Annotated in this window: 18 protein-coding genes; 10 read left to right on the forward strand and 8 right to left on the reverse strand. The window is 61.0% G+C overall.

Features of this window, described 5'->3' with window-relative positions; all coding sequences use genetic code 11:
• Positions 1-111: 111 nt before the first annotated feature.
• Positions 112-1,113: an LLM class flavin-dependent oxidoreductase gene (locus tag PH551_RS08505; protein ID WP_285192643.1), complete on the forward strand. Its 1,002-nt coding sequence runs from the start codon at positions 112-114 to the stop codon at positions 1,111-1,113.
• A 68-nt stretch (positions 1,114-1,181) separates the two neighbouring features.
• Here PH551_RS08505 and PH551_RS08510 read toward each other — a convergent pair whose 3' ends face one another.
• Complete coding sequence (locus PH551_RS08510) at positions 1,182-1,928, reverse strand: YebC/PmpR family DNA-binding transcriptional regulator (RefSeq protein WP_285192644.1); 747 nt, start codon at positions 1,926-1,928, stop codon at positions 1,182-1,184.
• A gap of 116 nt (positions 1,929-2,044) precedes the next feature.
• A complete protein-coding gene (locus PH551_RS08515) occupies positions 2,045-2,479 on the reverse strand; it encodes a DUF6636 domain-containing protein (protein ID WP_285192645.1) in 435 nt (144 codons plus the stop codon).
• A gap of 140 nt (positions 2,480-2,619) precedes the next feature.
• On the opposite strand from PH551_RS08515, the gene PH551_RS08520 reads away from it, so the two are divergent.
• Positions 2,620-3,123, forward strand: coding sequence for a pyridoxamine 5'-phosphate oxidase family protein (locus PH551_RS08520; RefSeq protein WP_285192646.1), 504 nt, complete (start codon positions 2,620-2,622; stop codon positions 3,121-3,123).
• Between the two features lie 32 nt (positions 3,124-3,155).
• On the opposite strand, the gene PH551_RS08525 is transcribed toward PH551_RS08520, so the two are convergent.
• The 6 genes from PH551_RS08525 to PH551_RS08550 form a co-directional block, all read right to left on the reverse strand.
• Positions 3,156-4,001: an MBL fold metallo-hydrolase gene (locus PH551_RS08525; RefSeq protein ID WP_285192647.1), complete on the reverse strand. Its 846-nt coding sequence runs from the start codon at positions 3,999-4,001 to the stop codon at positions 3,156-3,158.
• Between the two features lie 101 nt (positions 4,002-4,102).
• Positions 4,103-4,927: a TIGR00282 family metallophosphoesterase gene (locus PH551_RS08530; RefSeq protein WP_221112575.1), complete on the reverse strand. Its 825-nt coding sequence runs from the start codon at positions 4,925-4,927 to the stop codon at positions 4,103-4,105.
• A 3-nt stretch (positions 4,928-4,930) separates the two neighbouring features.
• Entirely contained in the window at positions 4,931-5,518 is a 588-nt protein-coding gene (locus PH551_RS08535; RefSeq protein WP_285192649.1) for a 5-formyltetrahydrofolate cyclo-ligase, read from the reverse strand.
• A gap of 131 nt (positions 5,519-5,649) precedes the next feature.
• Complete coding sequence (locus tag PH551_RS08540; protein ID WP_285192650.1) at positions 5,650-6,570, reverse strand: NAD-dependent epimerase/dehydratase family protein; 921 nt, start codon at positions 6,568-6,570, stop codon at positions 5,650-5,652.
• Positions 6,567-7,391 (reverse strand): glycosyltransferase, encoded by an 825-nt coding sequence (locus tag PH551_RS08545; protein WP_285192651.1) that lies wholly within the window; start codon positions 7,389-7,391, stop codon positions 6,567-6,569. Before PH551_RS08545 ends, PH551_RS08540 begins: the two co-directional genes overlap by 4 nt.
• Positions 7,392-7,764: 373 nt before the next feature.
• Positions 7,765-8,985: an NAD-dependent epimerase/dehydratase family protein gene (locus PH551_RS08550; protein ID WP_285192652.1), complete on the reverse strand. Its 1,221-nt coding sequence runs from the start codon at positions 8,983-8,985 to the stop codon at positions 7,765-7,767.
• A gap of 162 nt (positions 8,986-9,147) precedes the next feature.
• Between PH551_RS08550 and ybgC the strand changes: the two genes are divergently transcribed.
• From ybgC to tilS, 8 genes are all read left to right on the forward strand, one after another.
• The gene (gene ybgC, locus PH551_RS08555) at positions 9,148-9,603 is read left to right on the forward strand and encodes a tol-pal system-associated acyl-CoA thioesterase (RefSeq protein ID WP_085779323.1); all 456 of its coding nucleotides are present in this window, start codon (positions 9,148-9,150) and stop codon (positions 9,601-9,603) included.
• 363 nt (positions 9,604-9,966) lie between these two features.
• Complete coding sequence (gene tolQ / locus PH551_RS08560) at positions 9,967-10,686, forward strand: protein TolQ (protein WP_004671617.1); 720 nt, start codon at positions 9,967-9,969, stop codon at positions 10,684-10,686.
• Positions 10,687-10,704: 18 nt separating this feature from the next.
• Entirely contained in the window at positions 10,705-11,160 is a 456-nt protein-coding gene (gene tolR / locus PH551_RS08565) for a protein TolR (RefSeq protein ID WP_008536277.1), read from the forward strand.
• Positions 11,161-11,168: 8 nt separating this feature from the next.
• Complete coding sequence (locus tag PH551_RS08570) at positions 11,169-12,305, forward strand: hypothetical protein (protein WP_285192653.1); 1,137 nt, start codon at positions 11,169-11,171, stop codon at positions 12,303-12,305.
• A gap of 21 nt (positions 12,306-12,326) precedes the next feature.
• Positions 12,327-13,637, forward strand: coding sequence for a Tol-Pal system beta propeller repeat protein TolB (gene tolB / locus PH551_RS08575; RefSeq protein WP_221157189.1), 1,311 nt, complete (start codon positions 12,327-12,329; stop codon positions 13,635-13,637).
• Positions 13,638-13,789: 152 nt separating this feature from the next.
• The gene (gene pal, locus PH551_RS08580; RefSeq protein WP_011426686.1) at positions 13,790-14,326 is read left to right on the forward strand and encodes a peptidoglycan-associated lipoprotein Pal; all 537 of its coding nucleotides are present in this window, start codon (positions 13,790-13,792) and stop codon (positions 14,324-14,326) included.
• 160 nt (positions 14,327-14,486) lie between these two features.
• Positions 14,487-15,473 carry a tol-pal system protein YbgF gene (ybgF, locus tag PH551_RS08585; protein WP_285192654.1) on the forward strand — a complete coding sequence of 329 codons (987 nt, stop codon included), beginning with the start codon at positions 14,487-14,489 and terminating at the stop codon, positions 15,471-15,473.
• Between the two features lie 11 nt (positions 15,474-15,484).
• On the forward strand, positions 15,485-16,948 hold the full coding sequence (tilS, locus tag PH551_RS08590) for a tRNA lysidine(34) synthetase TilS (protein WP_285192655.1): 1,464 nt from the start codon (positions 15,485-15,487) through the stop codon (positions 16,946-16,948).
• Positions 16,949-17,004: the final 56 nt, after the last annotated feature.

Raw genomic sequence — 17,004 nt, forward strand, 5'->3', positions numbered from 1 at the left:
AATATTCGACGAGAGCCGCCTTCGCGCGGCCCTTTGTTTGCGTGCACGGTTTGGAATGGGGCGGGCGCCAACCTACATAGACGGGATCCTTCAACTGCCCGGCAGGTTTCCATGGTTCCCTTCTCCATACTCGACCTTTCTCCCATTGCCGAAGGCAGCACCGTGCGCCAGTCGCTCGAAAGCTCCGCGCGGATGGCTCAGAAGGCTGAAGAGTTCGGTTACAAGCGCTTCTGGCTAGCCGAGCATCATGGCATGCCGGGCATCGCCAGTGCTGCGACCGCCATTGTCATCGGCCATGTCGGGGCTGCGACAAAACGCATCCGCATCGGCTCCGGCGGCATCATGCTGCCCAATCATTCGCCGCTCGTCATCGCCGAGCAGTTCGGCACGCTGGAGGCGCTCTTTCCCGGCCGCATCGATCTTGGTCTCGGGCGGGCGCCGGGAACGGACATGCGCACGGCGCAGGCGCTGCGGCGCAACCTCGAGGCCGGCGCGAACAGTTTCCCGAACGACGTGGTGGAATTGCAGCAGCTTCTCGGCACTCCGGTCGAGAACCAGGCGATCCTTGCGGTGCCCGGCAATGGTTCGCATATCCCGATCTGGCTGCTCGGCTCCAGCCTCTACAGCGCGCAGCTTGCGGCGATTCTCGGGCTTCCCTATGCCTTCGCCTCGCATTTTGCCCCTGACATGCTGCTCGACGCCATCGCGATCTATCGCGACCGCTTCCAGGTCTCGGCGGCGCTTGACAAGCCCTATGTAATGGTCGGCGTCATGGGCGCTATGGCGGCGACGGACGAGGAGGCGCGCTACCATTTCACTTCCGCCCAGCAGCAGTTCGTCAACCTACGCCGCAATGTCCGCGGCCCGTTCCCGCGCCCTGTCACCGATATGGAGAGCTTCTGGTCGCCGATGGAGAAGATGAACGTCGAACACACGCTGCGTTATGCCGTGGTGGGCTCGCCGGCGACGGCTGAGGCGAAACTGGCGGAGTTTCTCAAGGAAACGAAGGCCGACGAGGTGATCATCTCGATGCCGATCCATGACATCGAGGCGCGGCTGAAGTCGGTGGAATTATTTGCAGGCCTTGGGAACTTCATGCGGGCGGCCGCTTAAGATTTTCCGAGCAGTCGCCAGAAATGGCAAAACCCGGCGCCAAGGCCGGGTTCCGATTGTTGAGCGGCTCAAGCTGAAAGCTTCGCCAGAACCTCTTCTGAGACCTCGAAGTTGGAATAGACGTTCTGCACGTCGTCGTCGTCTTCGAGGGAGTCGATGAGCTTCATCAGCGACTGTGCTTTTTCCTCGTCCACCGGCACGTTGTTGTGGGCGCGCCAGACAGCCTTGACGGTTTCGGCTTCGCCGAGGCTTGCCTCCAGGGCTTTCGACACTTCGCCAAGGGCTTCGAAAGCGCAGGTGATGTAATGGCCCTCTTCGTCGGTCTCGACGTCATCAGCGCCGGCTTCGATCGCGGCTTCCATTACCTTGTCGGCGTCGCCTACGGGAAGTTTGTAGGTGATTTCGCCAACATGATCGAACGAGAAGGAAACGGAACCGGTTTCACCGAGAGCTCCGCCGGCCTTGGTGAAGATCGAGCGGACGTTGGAGGCGGTGCGGTTGCGGTTGTCGGTCAGGGCTTCGACGATGATCGCCGTGCCGCCCGGACCATAGCCTTCGTAGCGGACTTCGTCATAGTTTTCGCCGTCGGCGCCGGCTGCCTTCTTGATGGCGCGGTCGATGTTGTCCTTTGGCATGGACTGCGCCTTGGCATTCTGGATTGCCAGGCGAAGACGGGCGTTCATCGTCGGGTCGGGCAGGCCGGCCTTGGCGGCAACGGTGATTTCGCGCGCAAGCTTGGAGAACATTTTCGACCGCACGGCATCCTGACGGCCTTTGCGGTGCATGATGTTTTTAAACTGTGAATGGCCAGCCATGGCACCCCTGTTCACGTCTCATTGTTCGGAATGGGCCGCCTTATAAGAGCGAAACGGCACCCGTTCAAGGAAAAAGCAGTGGATTTGTCGCATGATGCACGGGGTTGCTGCCGTTCTCAGTCAACCTTCAGCCGCTTGCGGCTAGCGAAGAAACCATGCCCGTCCTGCCGTCGGCAACGCATTCCTTCGGTGCCGGAGGTGCAGGAATAAGGACCGCCCTTCCAGCTATCTCCATAGTCGAGCACATGCTCGTCGCTGCAGCAGGCGGTGTCTCCGACCATCTTGAAGGTATAGGCCTTGCCGCTCGCACCGAGGATGAGGCGGACGTAGAGCGGCTCGATGCGATCGCAAGCAAGTTCCGGCCCGCCGTCTTCTGGCACATACATTTCGACGCCGCCCTTTGGCGTATAGACACAGCCGATATTTCTTGTGGGTGTGACGAAGACGATCTGACCGTTCTGGTCGGGTTTGAACGTCTTTTCCGCTGCAAAGCAGGCAGGTGCACAGGCTGCGCAGAAGATCAAAGTCAGAATCGAATGTCCTGCTCGCATTGTTGATCCTCCGCCGGTCAGGTGCTGCACTATTGCTTATTCCCTGCGCTGAAAAGACGGCGCCGCCCGCTGCTGGCGGACGGAACAAAGGCAGGAGGATGACGTTTCAACCGAACTCCACCCAACGGAAAGGAACGGTCATGGCAAGTCTCAGCGAGGCGCGGGAGCAACCAGCACGTCAGCTTTGGGATCAGGTCAACGGTGTTCATGCCGGCATGCTCGGAATTTCCGGGCTTGATATGCACATGCAGCCGATGGCGCCGCATGCCGATCCCACCACCAACACGATCTGGTTCTACACAAAAACCGACGCCGACATCGTGCGCGCCATCAGACCCGGTAGCCGCGCGCACTTCTGCGTCATCGGCAAGGATCACGATTATCACGCCTGCCTTTCCGGCGTCATCGAGGTACGCCCCGACCCGTCCAAGATCGAGGAATATTGGAGTTCGATGGTGGCGGCCTGGTATGACGGCGGCAAGAAAGACCCGAAACTCACCATGCTTTCTCTCCATGTCGATGATGCCGAGATCTGGGTTTCGACAGGCAGCACGCTAAAATTCGGTTGGGAGATCGCCAAGGCCAATCTCGACGACGACAAAATGCCCGAGGTCGGCGTCAAACGCCACCTGCAATTTGCTTGATCAGCAAGGTTTGGAGGGGGCCCGCCGGGCTTTTACTGCACGCCCTTCATCACATAGATCAGCGGCTTCCTGGGAAGCGTGCGCATGGAAACGGTGAGGCTGTCATCAGGCGCATAAGTGATATCGAAGTCCTTACCGAACATCGAGACGAAGGCATTGACCGGCGGGCCACGGCGGTGCATCGGCAGGATCAGCGACGAGCGTAGCCGCTTGATGACGCGGCTCATGCTGTCGGCACCCATGGTCAGGCCGCCGTCGACGGGCACCATGACGACGTCAAGGCGGCCGATTTCGGTATAATGGCTATCAGTCAGCTCGTAGTGCAGATGGCCGAGATGGCCGATGCAGAGACCGGCAATCTCGAAGATGAAAATCGAGTTTCCATCCTCCTGGGAGCCGCCGAGGCCGTAGCTGAAGCGGATATCGGTCGTGACGTTGCGGATATAGGCATCGCCGACGACGAGATTGATGCTGGCCTTCTCGCCCGGCACGTCGCTCCAGCCGTGGAGCACATGCTTGATGTCGGGCTCAGGCGTCAGGGTGAAGTGAGTCGTATGAGCCTTGTTCATCGTGACGACATCGGGGGTCGTCGCCGGCTTGTACCAGCCATTATAATCCGTCGCGATAATGATGCCGCCGGGTGTCTCGATTTCGAAGGTGGAATGGCCGAGATAGGTGAATCTAACATTCTCGCCTTCGGATACAGCCGGCATCGGCGCCGGGGCGACGGAGAAACTGGCGAAGGTCGCCCTGGGCATATTCTCGGCGATCACGTGGCATTGGCTGGCTCGCTGGCGCTGCTCCTGTGCCTCGGCGGGATCTGATGCGGCGAAGGCCGTCAGGCATGTGATAGCGAGGATAAGATAATGCGGCTTCATGCCACCTCCTCCGGCGCTTTCATTGAGCGGCGGAGGATGCGTCATGAGGTCGCAGCGGTCCAGAGCCGCGATGCTCACAATTGCGTGTTGGAGCGGCTGGATTACCGCCAGAACTCCGGCACCGTCTCGGACAAACGCGGCCCGAGCCGAAGCGGCGCGATCTTTTCGGCCAGTCCGGTGGCATCGGAAATCTCGACGCCGACGCCGCAGATCGTCGCCGGGCCGCTTGCCGCCTCCATGCGGCCCTTCGGCATCTTGGAGATGAAGCGGTTGAGCGGCTCCTCCTTGTCCATGCCGAGGGAGGAGTCGTAGTCGCCGCACATGCCGGCATCCGACATATAGGCGGTGCCGCCGTTCAGGATTTGCGCATCGGCGGTCGGCACATGGGTGTGGGTGCCGACGACGAAACTGGCGCGGCCGTCGACGAAATGGCCGAAGCATTGCTTCTCGCTGGTCGCTTCTGCATGGAAATCGAAGACGATTGCATCGGCCTGCTCTTTCAGCGGGCAGGCATCGAGGATCGCTTCCGCCGATTTGAAGGGGTCGTCGAGTTCCGGATGCATGAAGACGCGGCCCATGACATTGGCAACGAGCACGCGCGCACCGTTCCTGGCATAGAAAAGGCCGGAGCCGCGCCCTGGCGTGCCTTGCGGATAATTGGCCGGCCGCAGGAATTGATCGTGCCGCCCGGCAAAGGCGACGGCTTCCTTCTGGTCCCAGACGTGATTGCCGGTCGTCACCACATCGGCGCCGGCATTGATCGTTTCGAGAAAGATGTCCTCGGTGATGCCGAAACCGCCGGCGGCATTCTCGCCGTTGACGACGACAAAATCGAGCCGGAGGTCCGAGATCAGGCCGGGGAGGCGGTCCCAGACCGCCGTGCGTCCCGTCTTGCCGACCATGTCACCCAAAAAAAGCAGCCGCATTCCCTATCCAATCCAAGAGGCAAAAAAGCGAAGGCCGCTTTCTGTCAGGATGGCATCCAGGCTTATGTCATGCGGCTCGTCGGGCACATGTGCCACTTCCTGGCAGTCGAATGCAATGCCGATCAGCTTGGGATGCAGGCCTTTCTCTCTGAGCCGGGTGATGGCGCGGTCGTAGTAGCCGGCGCCGTAGCCGATGCGATGGCCTCTGACATCGAAGGCCGAAAGCGGCACCAGCATGATCTCGGGATCGAGAACGGCTGCATGCTCGGTTGGGCCGACCGTGCCGAAACCGGTAGCGACAAGCGGTGCGCCTTCCGCCAATTCGCGAAAGACGATGGTCTGCTTGTCGAGGATCGCCGGCACGCAGAGCCGCGCGCCGCGTGCTGCAAAGCGCGACATCAGCGGCCTGAGATCGGCCTCCGACCGGATCGGCAGGAAGCCGGAGATGATCGTGCCCGGCTCGAAGGCGACCGCCTCGCCGGCGTGATCGGCCATTGCAAGGCTTTTGGAGATGCGCTCTTCAGGAGCGATGGCGTCGCGGGCGGCCAGCCGTTCGTTGCGCAGCTGCGCTTTCAGTTCTTTTGCGGTCATTCGATCTGCCGGATTGAGAGGTCTAACCGAGCATAGCCGGCTGGAGACCCGATGCAAATGCCGGCGGCGACAGGGCTGCACCCGTTTCACGTCGTATCACCGTGCGGTTACCGATCGTCAGACGAGGATGCCTATCGATACTGCGCAGATTCGTGCCGCGGCGACTCCGGCAAGGCGGCCGCCAGCCACCGCATCGTTTCCTCGAACAGAGGAGCTCCACCTGGCAGCCAGCCGAGCGCACGGATTTTCGCCGTGTTCATCGGATTGAGGGCAGCCTTGTCGGCGGGGGGCGGCAAAGCGTGGGGACAGCTCGTTTCACGGCGGATAGCCGCGAGAATGTCGTGCGTGTCGACTGTTATGTCCGATATGTTGAAGACTTCGCCCGAGATGCGGGTGCTTTCCGTCTCCAGCATCAGCCGCACCGCGCGGCCGAGGTCGCGACCATGAACCTCCGTCCCGGCGCGAGCAGCGACCGGCCGGCCGGCGAGATAATCGGCGACGAGGCCATCCCATTTGTTCGGTGGGAGATCGCCATAGACACCGGTTGCCCTCAGGCTTACGCCGGCAAAACCCGGCGTCGAGAGATGGCTGAGCGCGCCTTCGGCGTCGAGTTTCACCTGGCCGTAGAGCGTCTCCGGTTTTGGAAGCATCGTTTCGACAAGCTCGGTTCCCGGCGGTTGGTCGCCATAGGCAGCGCGGCTGGACAGGAAGACGCAACGGCGCGTGCCGGCGCGTTTGGCCGCTTCGAAGAGCCGGACGGTGCCGTCGAGGTTCAATCTGTGGAAGCTCTCGGGATCGTCGCCCTCGCCGCCGCGATATTTGCCGGGAACATGGCTGAAGGCGGCGTGCACGAAGAAGTAAGCGTCGTCGAAGACGTCGATCTGATCCTTGTCGGAATCGAGGGAGAGTGCTGCGAACTCGACCGGGCGAGAGAAGAAACGCGGCAGCGGCGCCCGGCGTCCGCCGACAATCACCTGATAGCCGGCGGCCAACAGCTCCTCGACGACGTACCGGCCGACGAGACCCGTTCCCCCGGATACCAATACTTTCATGCCGTCCCTTCCGGATTTCCCAGCGCCGTGATCTGAGGCAAGTCGCCATGATCGTGTATATTGTGCCACAGGTCGATCAATGGTTGTAGTTGTCTTGCCTTTGGATGATCCTTTTCCCACGGTTTTTCATACTGATAGTGCACGATCGAAATGCTCTTCCAGTCCCAAAGCTCCGGCATGGTGAACCATACATATTGCAGCATGTTGAAATAGACCGGTAGGCCGTGCCATTCCGGGAAGAACGTCTGCAGAAAGGTCTGGTCGGTGCGTCGCCAGAAAGCCTCGGGCCTGTCGAGCCTTTCGAGCATTTTCCCGAATGTGTCATGCGACGGCGTGGCGACGAAGACGCCGGAATTCAGGCGGCGAAAGTCGGCGAGACTTTCATAGACGTTGGGAGCGGCAGAAAATTCCGGATAGAGGAAGAGCCTGTCGACGTTCTTCAGCACCAGGGCGTCGGCATCGATGAAGACGCAGCGCTCATACTTCACCAGCTGCCAGAGCCTGAGCTTGCAGAAATTGTCGAGCGGCGAATGGAACTCCGGCTTGCGGCCTTTGGTGAAGGGGGCGGCGGAGTGGAGATGGCCGCGGGCGTGGCGCTCGTTGAAGGCATCGGAGAGCGGCAAGTGCTCGACCTCAACGAGCTGGCAACCGAGCGCGTTCAGCGGAGCGAGGGCGGCCACATCGACGCCGCCGGTGTGCAGGACGACGATATCGGCATTGGTACCGGTTCGGCGAAGCGACTTCGCCAGGGCGGTGGCGCCCATAGCGTAGTCAGCATTGGTGACGAGGGTGACGTAGGCGACGACGGGCGAGCGGCTCATCGGATTTGACTGCCCCGATAAATCTCGCTTCGGCGAAAGAGAGACGGCAAGGCGTTGCTACGCGTCTCTTCTCCCCAGCTGGGAGAAGGTGCCGGCAGGCGGTTGAGGGGGTGAGCGACGACAGGAGCGAATGCTATGAGCGCGAGCAAAAGGCAATGTATGGCGTGCCGTGTGGCCCCTGCGGGCCACCGCCCGGGGCCGAGCCGCGGGTCTCGACCCGTCCTTTGGACCCCCGCTGGGGAGAAGTGGGAGCAAGCCGCGACCTTTCCTCTTTGGCGAGTCCAAATGAGATGCCGGCCCTTGGTTGAACTGACGTGATGTGGGGGAGTTTTCGGGTTGGCCGATAACCCTCTGGCGTTCGTCATCTCAGCGCTCACGACACAGACTTCAGCCGCTTGCCTTCCGGATCGTGATTGAGCGTCGCGGCAATGTCTTTAGTCCAGGCGGAGACGGCCGGCACGCGAGAGCGGTCGACGCGATAGGCGAATTTCTTCGCCACGTCGACGATTTCGCCCAGCAGCCCGGCTTCCAGCGTGGTCGGTTCAAGGCCAAGGTCGAGGAACTTTTCGTTCCGGACGATCAGCTCGTTTTCGGCAGCCTCCTTGCGCGGGTTCGGCAGCCAGGCAATCTTGGCGCCGCTCATCCTGGCGATCATCTCGGCCAGGTCGCGCACCCGGTGGGTTTCCGTCATTTGATTGAAGATCTCAACGCGGGCGCCGCGGGCGGGCGGGTTCTTCAGCGCCAGCTCGATACAGCGCACCGAATCCTGGATGTGGATGAAGGCGCGGGTTTGCCCACCGGTGCCATGCACCGTCAGCGGATAACCGATCGCTGCCTGAATGAGGAAACGGTTCAGCACCGTGCCGTAATCGCCGTCGTAATCGAAACGGTTGATCAGCTGCGCGTGGCGGCGCGTCTGCTCGGTATGCGTGCCCCAGACGATGCCTTGGTGCAGGTCGGTGATCCGCAAGCCGTCGTTCTTGGCGTAGAATTGGAAGAGAAGCTGATCCAGGCACTTGGTCATGTGGTAGATCGAGCCCGGATTAGAGGGGTAGAGAATCTCCTGGCTGACCGTTTCGCCGTCCACGGTTTCAACGCCGACCGGCAGATAGCCTTCGGGGATGGCTGCACCGACCGTCGAATAGCCATAGACGCCCATGGTGCCGAGATGGATGAGGTGGGCGTCGAGATTGAGATCGGTCAGCGCGTTCAGGAGGTTGTGCGTGGCACTGACATTGTTGTTGACCGTGTAGTTCTTGTGGCGGTCGCTCTTCATCGAATAGGGCGCGGCCCGCTGTTCGGCAAAATGGATGATCGCGTCCGGCCGGTGTTCCGAAAGCCATTTCTTCAGAAGTTCGTAATCCCTAGCGAGATCGATCAGATTGAAGTGGATACGGCGTCCGGTTTCTGCGTGCCAGATGCGCGTGCGCTCCTGGATCGAATCCATCGGGGTGAGCGACTGCACGCCGAGTTCGGTGTCTATCCAGCGGCGCGAGAGATTGTCGAGGATATGGATGTCGTGACCGGCATCGGAAAGGTGGAGCGAGGTGGGCCAACCAATGAAACCGTCTCCGCCCATAACCGCAATCTTCATCGCATCATCTCCTGATCGGTCGCTATTATCGGGAATAGTTAGGAATTATGACAGTCATTCAATGCCTGCCGGCGGCGCATTCAATGCCGGACGGCCCAACATTCAATGCTTGCCTGCCGGCAAGCGTTGCGCCAAAGAGGGTACCTCACTTTGGAGAAAATTATGACCGAACGCCCTTTTTCCATTTCGGGAGAGCTGACGGAGGCCGGGCATCGCCTCGTTCAGCGGGTCTATTATGAAGATACGGATTTCTCCGGCCTCGTCTATCACGCCCGTTACCTGCATTTCCTCGAGCGCGGCCGCACCGATTATCTGCGCTGCCTCGGCGTCGAGCAGCGCGAGCTCGTCAGCGCCGATGAAGAAGGCCTCGTCTTCGTCGTCCACCGCATGGAGATCGACTTCAAGAGCCCCGCGCGCATGGATGACGTGCTGACGATCCTGACGCATACTGAAAAGGCCGGAGGCGCCAAGATGGTGCTCAACCAGCAGATCCGGTCAGGCGAAACTCTGCTGATTGCAGCCAAGGTGATCATCGCCGTCATCAACGCCAAGGGGCGGCCGCGGCGGCTGCCGGAAACACTGGCGGCAAAGTTCCTGGAAGGCAGCCGGCCGCTGTAGTTCCGAATCGGCCTTGTTAAAACTTGAACTTTATGTGAAGGAATTCCCGCGCCGCAGGATGAGCGCTCTTTCGGCAGCCGGACCATGCTCCGGTCAAGTAATCCATGGAACAAAACCTTCCGAACACAGGCTTGCTGTCATCGTCCGGCACTAACGATCTATTAACCATAATAGTGTCTTACTGGGAAAGTCGGAGTTTGTGCGGTGCACGCCTTCCTTTGACCAAATTTGACGGCAAGAAGGCGGAAGAAGAGCTTGGAAGCTTGACCAGGGCTTTGGGCGGCGGTCCCGGACACTTCTTGCGAGATCATTTTGTGCCGCCCGGTCCAGCGCCGGGCGTTTGGATTCGGGGATTTTGGATCAATGGAACAAGTAGGATTGGCAGCAGCCACGACGGACGTCAGCCTCTGGTCGCTTTTCATGCAGGCCGGCATCGTCGTCAAGCTCGTCATGCTCGGGCTCATCGCGGCCTCGGTCTGGACGTGGGCGATCGTTATCGACAAGTATCTGGCCTATGGCCGCGCACGGCGCCAGTTCGATAAGTTCGAGCAGGTTTTCTGGTCGGGCCAGTCGCTGGAAGAGCTCTATCGTTCGCTGTCCGAACGCAACAATACCGGCCTGGCGTCGATTTTCGTCGCGGCCATGCGCGAATGGAAGAAGTCCTTCGAACGCGGCGCCCGCTCGCCGATCGGCCTGCAGATGCGTATCGACCGCGCCATGGACGTGACGCTCGCCCGTGAAACCGAATATCTCGGCGCCCGTTTGGGATCACTCGCCACCATCGGTTCAGCCGGCCCGTTCATCGGCCTCTTCGGCACGGTCGTCGGCATCATGACCTCGTTCCAGGCGATCGCTGGCTCGAAATCGACGAACCTCGCGGTGGTCGCACCCGGTATCGCTGAAGCATTGCTCGCCACCGCGATCGGCCTCGTCGCCGCTATTCCGGCCGTCATCGCCTACAACAAGTTCTCTGCCGATGCCGGCAAGCTCTCGGCGCGCATGGAGGGTTTCGCGGACGAATTCTCCGCCATCCTTTCGCGCCAGATCGACGAGAAGCTGCAGCCCCGCGCTGCCGCGCAGTAACCAACGGAGTATTCTCACATGGGTATGGCTGTTGGAGGCAATGGCGGCGGAGGCGGCGGACGCCGCCGTCGCGGCGGTCGGAACAAGGCCGTGATCTCCGAAATCAACGTGACGCCGCTTGTCGACGTCATGCTCGTGCTTTTGATCATCTTCATGGTCGCGGCACCGATGATGACCGTCGGCGTACCGATCGACCTGCCGGAAACGCAGGCCAAGGCGCTGAATTCCGAGACGCAGCCGATCACGATTTCAGTCAAGAACAGCGGCGAAGTCTACCTGCAGGAAACTCCGATCCCGGCCGCCGAGATCGCCGCCAAGCTCGAGGCGATCGCTACCACCGGCTACAATGAACGCATCTTCGTGCGCGGCGACGCAACGGCGCCTTATGGTGTCATCGCCGACGTCATGGCTCGCATCCAGGGGGCCGGTTTCAAGAATATCGGCCTCGTGACGCAGCAGAAGAAGGACCAATAGCGTTCAAGATGAAGACCAGCGTCGTCACATCTGCTGTTCTGCATTGCCTGGTGCTCACCTGGGCGATGGTGTCGCTGAGTGCGCCAGAATCCTTCAAGGTCGAGGATTTCGAGGCGATGCCGGTCGATCTCGTGCCGGTGGAATCGATCACCCAGATGCAGCAGGGCGACAAGAAAGCTCCGAAGAAGGAGACGTCCGCGCCCGTGCCGACGACACGGCCGCCGATCGCGCAGCCGGCCGAGAATGCCGGCGACAACAATGTCGACCTGAAGACGCCGCCGGTTCCGAACGCGAAGCCGAGCAATACGGAAGCTGCGGCGGCGAATTCGAGCGAGAAACCACAGCCGAAGACCGATCCCAAGCCGAACGACGTCAAGGAAGTCAACAAAGAAGAGACTGAGGTCGAGCAGCCGAAGGAGGTCGCCTCTATTCCGCCGCCGAAGCCTGCCGAAATGACGCCGCCGAAGCCGGAGGAAAAGCCGCCGGAAGAGCAGGCCAAGCCTGAAGAGCCGCCGAACCCGGATGCGGAAGCGCTACCGGATAAGGTGCCGACGCCTGTTGTCAAGCCGCAGCTAAAGCCGCCCGAGCCGCAGAAGGCTGCGGAAAAACTGCCGGAAAAGCCTGCGGACGAGCCGAAGACCGCCGAAAAGCCGACGGACAAGAAGAAGGCCGACAAGAAGCAGGAAATCGCTAAATCGGCTTCGTCGATGAAGAGCGACTTCAATGCGGATGAGATTTCCGCCTTGCTGAACAAAACCGACCCTTCCGCCGGCGGCGCCAAGCGCTCGACGCAGGAGGCATCGCTGGGAGCCAAGAAGAGCAATGGCGGTTCCAAGCTGTCCATGAGCGAGATGGACGCCCTGAAGAGCGCCATCGCCGGCAACTGGACTGTCATTCCCGGCATGGAAGGCATGAGCGACGTTCGCATCAAGGTCCACATGAACCTCGACCAGGATGGCAATATTGTCGGCGAGCCGGAGGTCGAGGCAGTCGGTGGTGATAACGAGTCGACGCGCCGGGCGCTCGCCGGCGGCGCCTATCGCGCCATCATGAAATCGGCACCTTTCTCCTCCCTTCCAAAAGACAAATACGATGCCTGGAGCGAAGTCGTCGTTAACTTCGACCCGAGTGATCTGGGAATTTAAATGCTGAAAGGCTTTTACTCCATGAACAAATGTTCTTTCTTCCGCGCGATCGCCGTCGCTGCCGGTCTCATGACCATTGCTGCGTTCGCGACACCGGCGAATGCGCTGGTCGAGATTAACATCAACAAGGGCAACGTCCAGCCATTGCCGATTGCTGTGACGGACTTCCTGCAGGGCGATATGGGCGCGCAGGTCTCGCAGGTGATTGCAGCCGACCTGCAGCGTTCCGGCCTCTTCGCGCCGATCAACAAGAGTGCCTTCATTGAGAAGATTTCCAATCCCGATGCCGCGCCGCGGTTCGAAGATTGGAAGGTCATCAACGCCCAGGCGCTGGTAACCGGCCGTGTCACGCAGGAAGCGGATGGCCGCCTTCGCGCCGAATTCCGTCTCTGGGATACGTTCGCTGGCCAGCAGATGACCGGTCAGCAGTTCTATACGCAGCCGGAGAACTGGCGGCGTGTGGCTCACATTATCGCCGACGCGATCTACAAGCAGATCACCGGTGAAGAGGGTTATTTCGACACCCGCGTCGTCTTCGTCTCCGAATCCGGCACCAAGCAGCAGCGCAAGCGTCAGCTGGCGATCATGGACCAGGACGGCTTCAACGTGCGGACGCTGACCGACGGCAGCGATCTCGTGTTGACGCCGCGCTTCTCACCGAGCCGGCAGGAAGTCACCTACATGTCCTTTGCCAACCAGCAGCCGCGCGTCTACCTGCTGCAGCTCGAAACCGGGCAGCGTGAAGTCGTTGGCAACTTCCCCGGCATGACCTTCTCGCCGCGTTTTTCGCCGGATGGCCAGAAGGTGATCATGAGCCTCCAGCAGGAAGGCAATTCCAACATCTATACGATGGACCTGCGCTCGCGCACGACGACGCGGCTGACCTCGACGGCGGCGATCGACACCTCGCCCTCCTATTCGCCTGACGGTGCCCGCATCAGCTTCGAAAGCGACCGCGGCGGCAAGCCGCAGATCTACGTGATGAACGCCGATGGCTCGGGCCAGACCCGCATTTCCTTCGGTGACGGCTCCTATTCGACGCCGGTCTGGTCGCCGCGCGGCGATCTCATCGCCTTCACCAAACAGTCCGGCGGCAAGTTCTCGATCGGCGTGATGAAGCCAGATGGCTCGGGCGAGCGCATCCTGACGTCTGGCTTCCACAATGAAGGCCCGACCTGGGCGCCGAACGGCCGTGTGCTGATGTTCTTCCGCCAAGCGGCAGGCGCGGGTGGCCCGCAACTCTATTCGATTGATCTGACTGGTTATAACGAGCAGCTGGTCAAGACGCCGAGCTATGCATCCGATCCGGCCTGGTCGCCGCTGCTGGAGTAGCGAGTGCATCACTGCCTTTATGTCGCCTCAAAGTCGTGGAAACCGGGCGACACGGGACAAATCAGTAAACTGTTAACCATAATCTTTGAGGGGCGGTTAACCGAGTGCGGTTACTGTCCGGAAACCCTGATGAACTCGCAAGGAGACCGGCCATGAGCCGAATTCATACCCCGGCAATGAGCCGTATGCAGAATTTCGCCCGCAACCCTGTCATGATCGCGCTTCTGGCCGGTCTCGCGCTTGCAAGCTGCGCGAACAAGAAGAATGGCGGCATGCCGAACAGCGCCGGCGACATGGGTCTCGGCGCAGGCGCCGCGACGCCGGGCTCGACCCAGGACTTCACGGTCAATGTCGGTGACCGCATCTTCTTCGATACCGACTCCACGTCGATCCGCGCCGATGCCGCTCAGACGCTCGACCGTCAGGCACAGTGGCTCGGTCGTTACCCGAACTACCAGATCACCGTTGAAGGCCATGCCGACGAACGCGGCACCCGCGAATACAACCTCGCACTCGGCGCCCGTCGCGCTGCTGCCACCAAGGACTACCTCGCTTCGCGCGGCGTTCCGGCACAGCGCATGAAGACGATCTCCTACGGCAAGGAACGTCCGGTCGCCGTCTGCGACGATATTTCCTGCTGGTCGCAGAACCGCCGCGCGGTCACCGTGCTCGGCGGCGCCGGCATGTAATCTTCGGGATATAATTCGTTTTCGCAGAGGCGGTCCCGCAGCGGGCCGCCTTTCTTTTTGACCACACTTTGGCCAGACTCCGTTGCTTTTTGACAGCAATTGGAAAAATCTCCTGTTCGTGCCTCATGGCGCGAAGAATCACTGGGACAGGACGATACATATGAAGAAACTTGTCGTGGCAGGCATGCTGTGCCTGGCGGCTATCACCGGGAGCGAACGGGCGGCTTATTCGGCCTCGTTCTTCGGGCTGCATCTCGGCGGCCGATCCGCGGAACAGCAGCCGGCCCCGCCCGTCGTCAAGGTGCAGAGCGGAGACGCGGAAATCCGCGTGCAGCAGCTCGAAGAGCAGATGCGGCAGCTGAATGGCCGAATCGAGGAGATGAGCTTTCAGCTTCTGCAGATGCAGGAGACGATCCGAAAGCAGCAGGAAGACAATGAATTCCGCTTCCAGCAGCTCGAAAAAACCGGTAGCGGTGGCGGCGCCAAGGCTCCGGTCAAAAAGAGCGAGATCGATCCCGCTCCGGCAGCGTCCGGCAGCGACGACGTCGCCAGAGTGATTCAAGCACCGCAGGGGGCCGAAACGGCTCCCTCCACCGATGTGCCTGCCAATACCGGCCTCGGCCAGCCGCCGAAGCAGCTCGGCTCGATCGAGTTCGACCAGAACGGCAATGCGATCGGCGGAAGCGTCGATGAAAAAGCCACCATCGGTTCCGGCCCGGTTCCCACTGCCAACAGCGGCACGCCGCAGCAGACGGCCTCGCTCGGCGGCGAGGCGGATCAGTACAAGTCAGCATATGGCCACGTGCTCTCGGGCGATTACGGCACGGCCGAGCAGGAATTCAATCAGTACATCGCACGTTACCCGAGCAGCGCACGCGCGGCGGACGCCAATTTCTGGCTCGGCGAAGCGCTCTATTCGCAGGGCAAATATAACGAGGCGGCCAAGACTTTCCTCAACGCACATCAGAAATACGGCAGCTCAGAAAAGGCGCCGGAAATGCTGTTGAAGCTTGGCATGTCGCTTGCTGCCCTTGACAACAAGGAAACCGCCTGCGCGACCCTGCGCGAAGTCTCGAAGCGTTATCCGAAGGCGTCACGCGCCGTCATAAGCAAGGTTGCGAGCGAACAGAAACGCCTCGCCTGCTGAGGTCTTCCGGAATGTCTCCGGACGCCGCATCGCCTCGACAGGCGATCCGCCAGTTTCTCGCATCGCTTCGAAGTCCTGCGCGCATTCTCGTCGCGATCTCTGGCGGCAGCGATTCCACCGGCCTGCTTCTCCTCCTCGATGAAGTCGTGAAGGCCGCGCCCCATCTTGAAATTTCCCTTTGTGCCGCGACCGTCGACCACGCGCTGCGTGCCGGTTCCGCAGACGAGGCGCGAGAGGTCGCAGCCCTCTGTGCAGCCCTCGGCATTCCCCATATGAGCGCCACATGGCAGGGCGAAAAACCGAAAACCGGCATCATGGCCGCGGCACGCGAGGCCCGTTACAGCCTTCTAGCCGAGGCAGCCGAAGCGCTCGGCGCCAACCTCATCGTCACCGGCCATACGCTGGACGACCAGCGCGAAACGCTTGCCATGCGTGGCATGCGAACGGAGCAGGTTTCGACCGGTATTGCCGATGCCGTGCTTTTCGACCGGCGATTCTGGATTTTGCGCCCGCTTCTATTTTCCACTCGGATGGATATCCGCGCTTTCCTGCGGGCGCGGGGCGTGCAGTGGATCGACGATCCGAGCAATGAGGATACGAATTACGAGCGTGTGCGGATGCGCCGGCAACTTTCGGCCCATACATCTGTGGAGAAGGATATACGCGCCGCCTGGGCGGAGCGGCTCACTCTCTCGTCTCGAGCCGCCGAATGGCTGGATCGCCATTTCCAGCTTCACGGCGGCGTGCTTGGGCAGGTGATGCCTGGCGGGTTGCGGCGGGACCCTGCGGTCCTCGACTATACGCTCGGCCGCCTGACGGCGGTATTCGGCGGGCAGCCATTCGCGCCGGGCAGGGTGAAGATGGAACGTATTCTCGCATTCGCCGCCGGCAGCAGCGCGCCGGGACGGATGACCGCCGGCAGAGTGGTGTTCGATCTGAGGCGCGACGGGCTTTATCTGGCGCGCGAGTACCGAGGGATGGTGCCGCTGATATTGCAGTCGGGGGAGACGGGGGTTTGGGATGGCAGGTTCCGTGTTGAAAACCGGTCAGGAACGACCATGAGGGTGGAAGCTCAGGCCGCGCGCTCCTCCCTCCTTCCTGTGCCCGTCACAGGAATCCAGCCACCGCGCGTCGGCGCGGTGAATGACTCACCGATGCGTAACGAGTCTTCTGCGTCCAAGGGCTTGGGCGCGCTGGATCCCTGTGACGAGCACAGGAACGAGGGAGGGCGCGGCAGGGAGTTTCCCACATCCGCATGGAAACGCGCAATCGCGTCGGCGCCTGCCTTATCCTCAGATGGAGCCTATTTATCTCCAGAATCCGCTTCAATGGTTGAACTGACGCCTTATTTCGCACCCTTCGACCGCTTTTTGACACGATTTGATTTCATCTTTGCCGACAGGCTGTCGGCGGTTTTCGCGATGGCGCCCTATGCGGGGCTGCCTTTAAGAAGTATTGACGGAAAAACCATCTGACTTGGGGGATTGCCTTGGCAATGGCGCGGCGCAACCCTATGTTAGAACCTAATAAG

Origin of the sequence: Rhizobium atlanticum, from assembly GCF_030182485.1 — a bacterium.
Classification (GTDB): Bacteria; Pseudomonadota; Alphaproteobacteria; order Rhizobiales; family Rhizobiaceae; genus Rhizobium.

Bases quoted from the DNA above. Each gene is read 5' to 3' on its own strand.
- tilS (WP_285192655.1), top strand. From the start codon at position 15,485: ATGTCTCCGGACGCCGCATCGCCTCGACAGGCGATCCGCCAGTTTCTC.
- PH551_RS08550 (WP_285192652.1), bottom strand. From the start codon at position 8,985: ATGAAGATTGCGGTTATGGGCGGAGACGGTTTCATTGGTTGGCCCACC.
- PH551_RS08535 (WP_285192649.1), bottom strand. From the start codon at position 5,518: ATGACCGCAAAAGAACTGAAAGCGCAGCTGCGCAACGAACGGCTGGCC.
- PH551_RS08540 (WP_285192650.1), bottom strand. From the start codon at position 6,570: ATGAAAGTATTGGTATCCGGGGGAACGGGTCTCGTCGGCCGGTACGTC.
- tolQ (WP_004671617.1), top strand. From the start codon at position 9,967: ATGGAACAAGTAGGATTGGCAGCAGCCACGACGGACGTCAGCCTCTGG.
- PH551_RS08505 (WP_285192643.1), top strand. From the start codon at position 112: ATGGTTCCCTTCTCCATACTCGACCTTTCTCCCATTGCCGAAGGCAGC.
- PH551_RS08515 (WP_285192645.1), bottom strand. From the start codon at position 2,479: ATGCGAGCAGGACATTCGATTCTGACTTTGATCTTCTGCGCAGCCTGT.
- PH551_RS08510 (WP_285192644.1), bottom strand. From the start codon at position 1,928: ATGGCTGGCCATTCACAGTTTAAAAACATCATGCACCGCAAAGGCCGT.
- pal (WP_011426686.1), top strand. From the start codon at position 13,790: ATGAGCCGAATTCATACCCCGGCAATGAGCCGTATGCAGAATTTCGCC.
- tolR (WP_008536277.1), top strand. From the start codon at position 10,705: ATGGGTATGGCTGTTGGAGGCAATGGCGGCGGAGGCGGCGGACGCCGC.
- PH551_RS08545 (WP_285192651.1), bottom strand. From the start codon at position 7,391: ATGAGCCGCTCGCCCGTCGTCGCCTACGTCACCCTCGTCACCAATGCT.
- ybgF (WP_285192654.1), top strand. From the start codon at position 14,487: ATGAAGAAACTTGTCGTGGCAGGCATGCTGTGCCTGGCGGCTATCACC.
- PH551_RS08570 (WP_285192653.1), top strand. From the start codon at position 11,169: ATGAAGACCAGCGTCGTCACATCTGCTGTTCTGCATTGCCTGGTGCTC.
- tolB (WP_221157189.1), top strand. From the start codon at position 12,327: ATGAACAAATGTTCTTTCTTCCGCGCGATCGCCGTCGCTGCCGGTCTC.
- PH551_RS08525 (WP_285192647.1), bottom strand. From the start codon at position 4,001: ATGAAGCCGCATTATCTTATCCTCGCTATCACATGCCTGACGGCCTTC.
- PH551_RS08530 (WP_221112575.1), bottom strand. From the start codon at position 4,927: ATGCGGCTGCTTTTTTTGGGTGACATGGTCGGCAAGACGGGACGCACG.
- PH551_RS08520 (WP_285192646.1), top strand. From the start codon at position 2,620: ATGGCAAGTCTCAGCGAGGCGCGGGAGCAACCAGCACGTCAGCTTTGG.
- ybgC (WP_085779323.1), top strand. From the start codon at position 9,148: ATGACCGAACGCCCTTTTTCCATTTCGGGAGAGCTGACGGAGGCCGGG.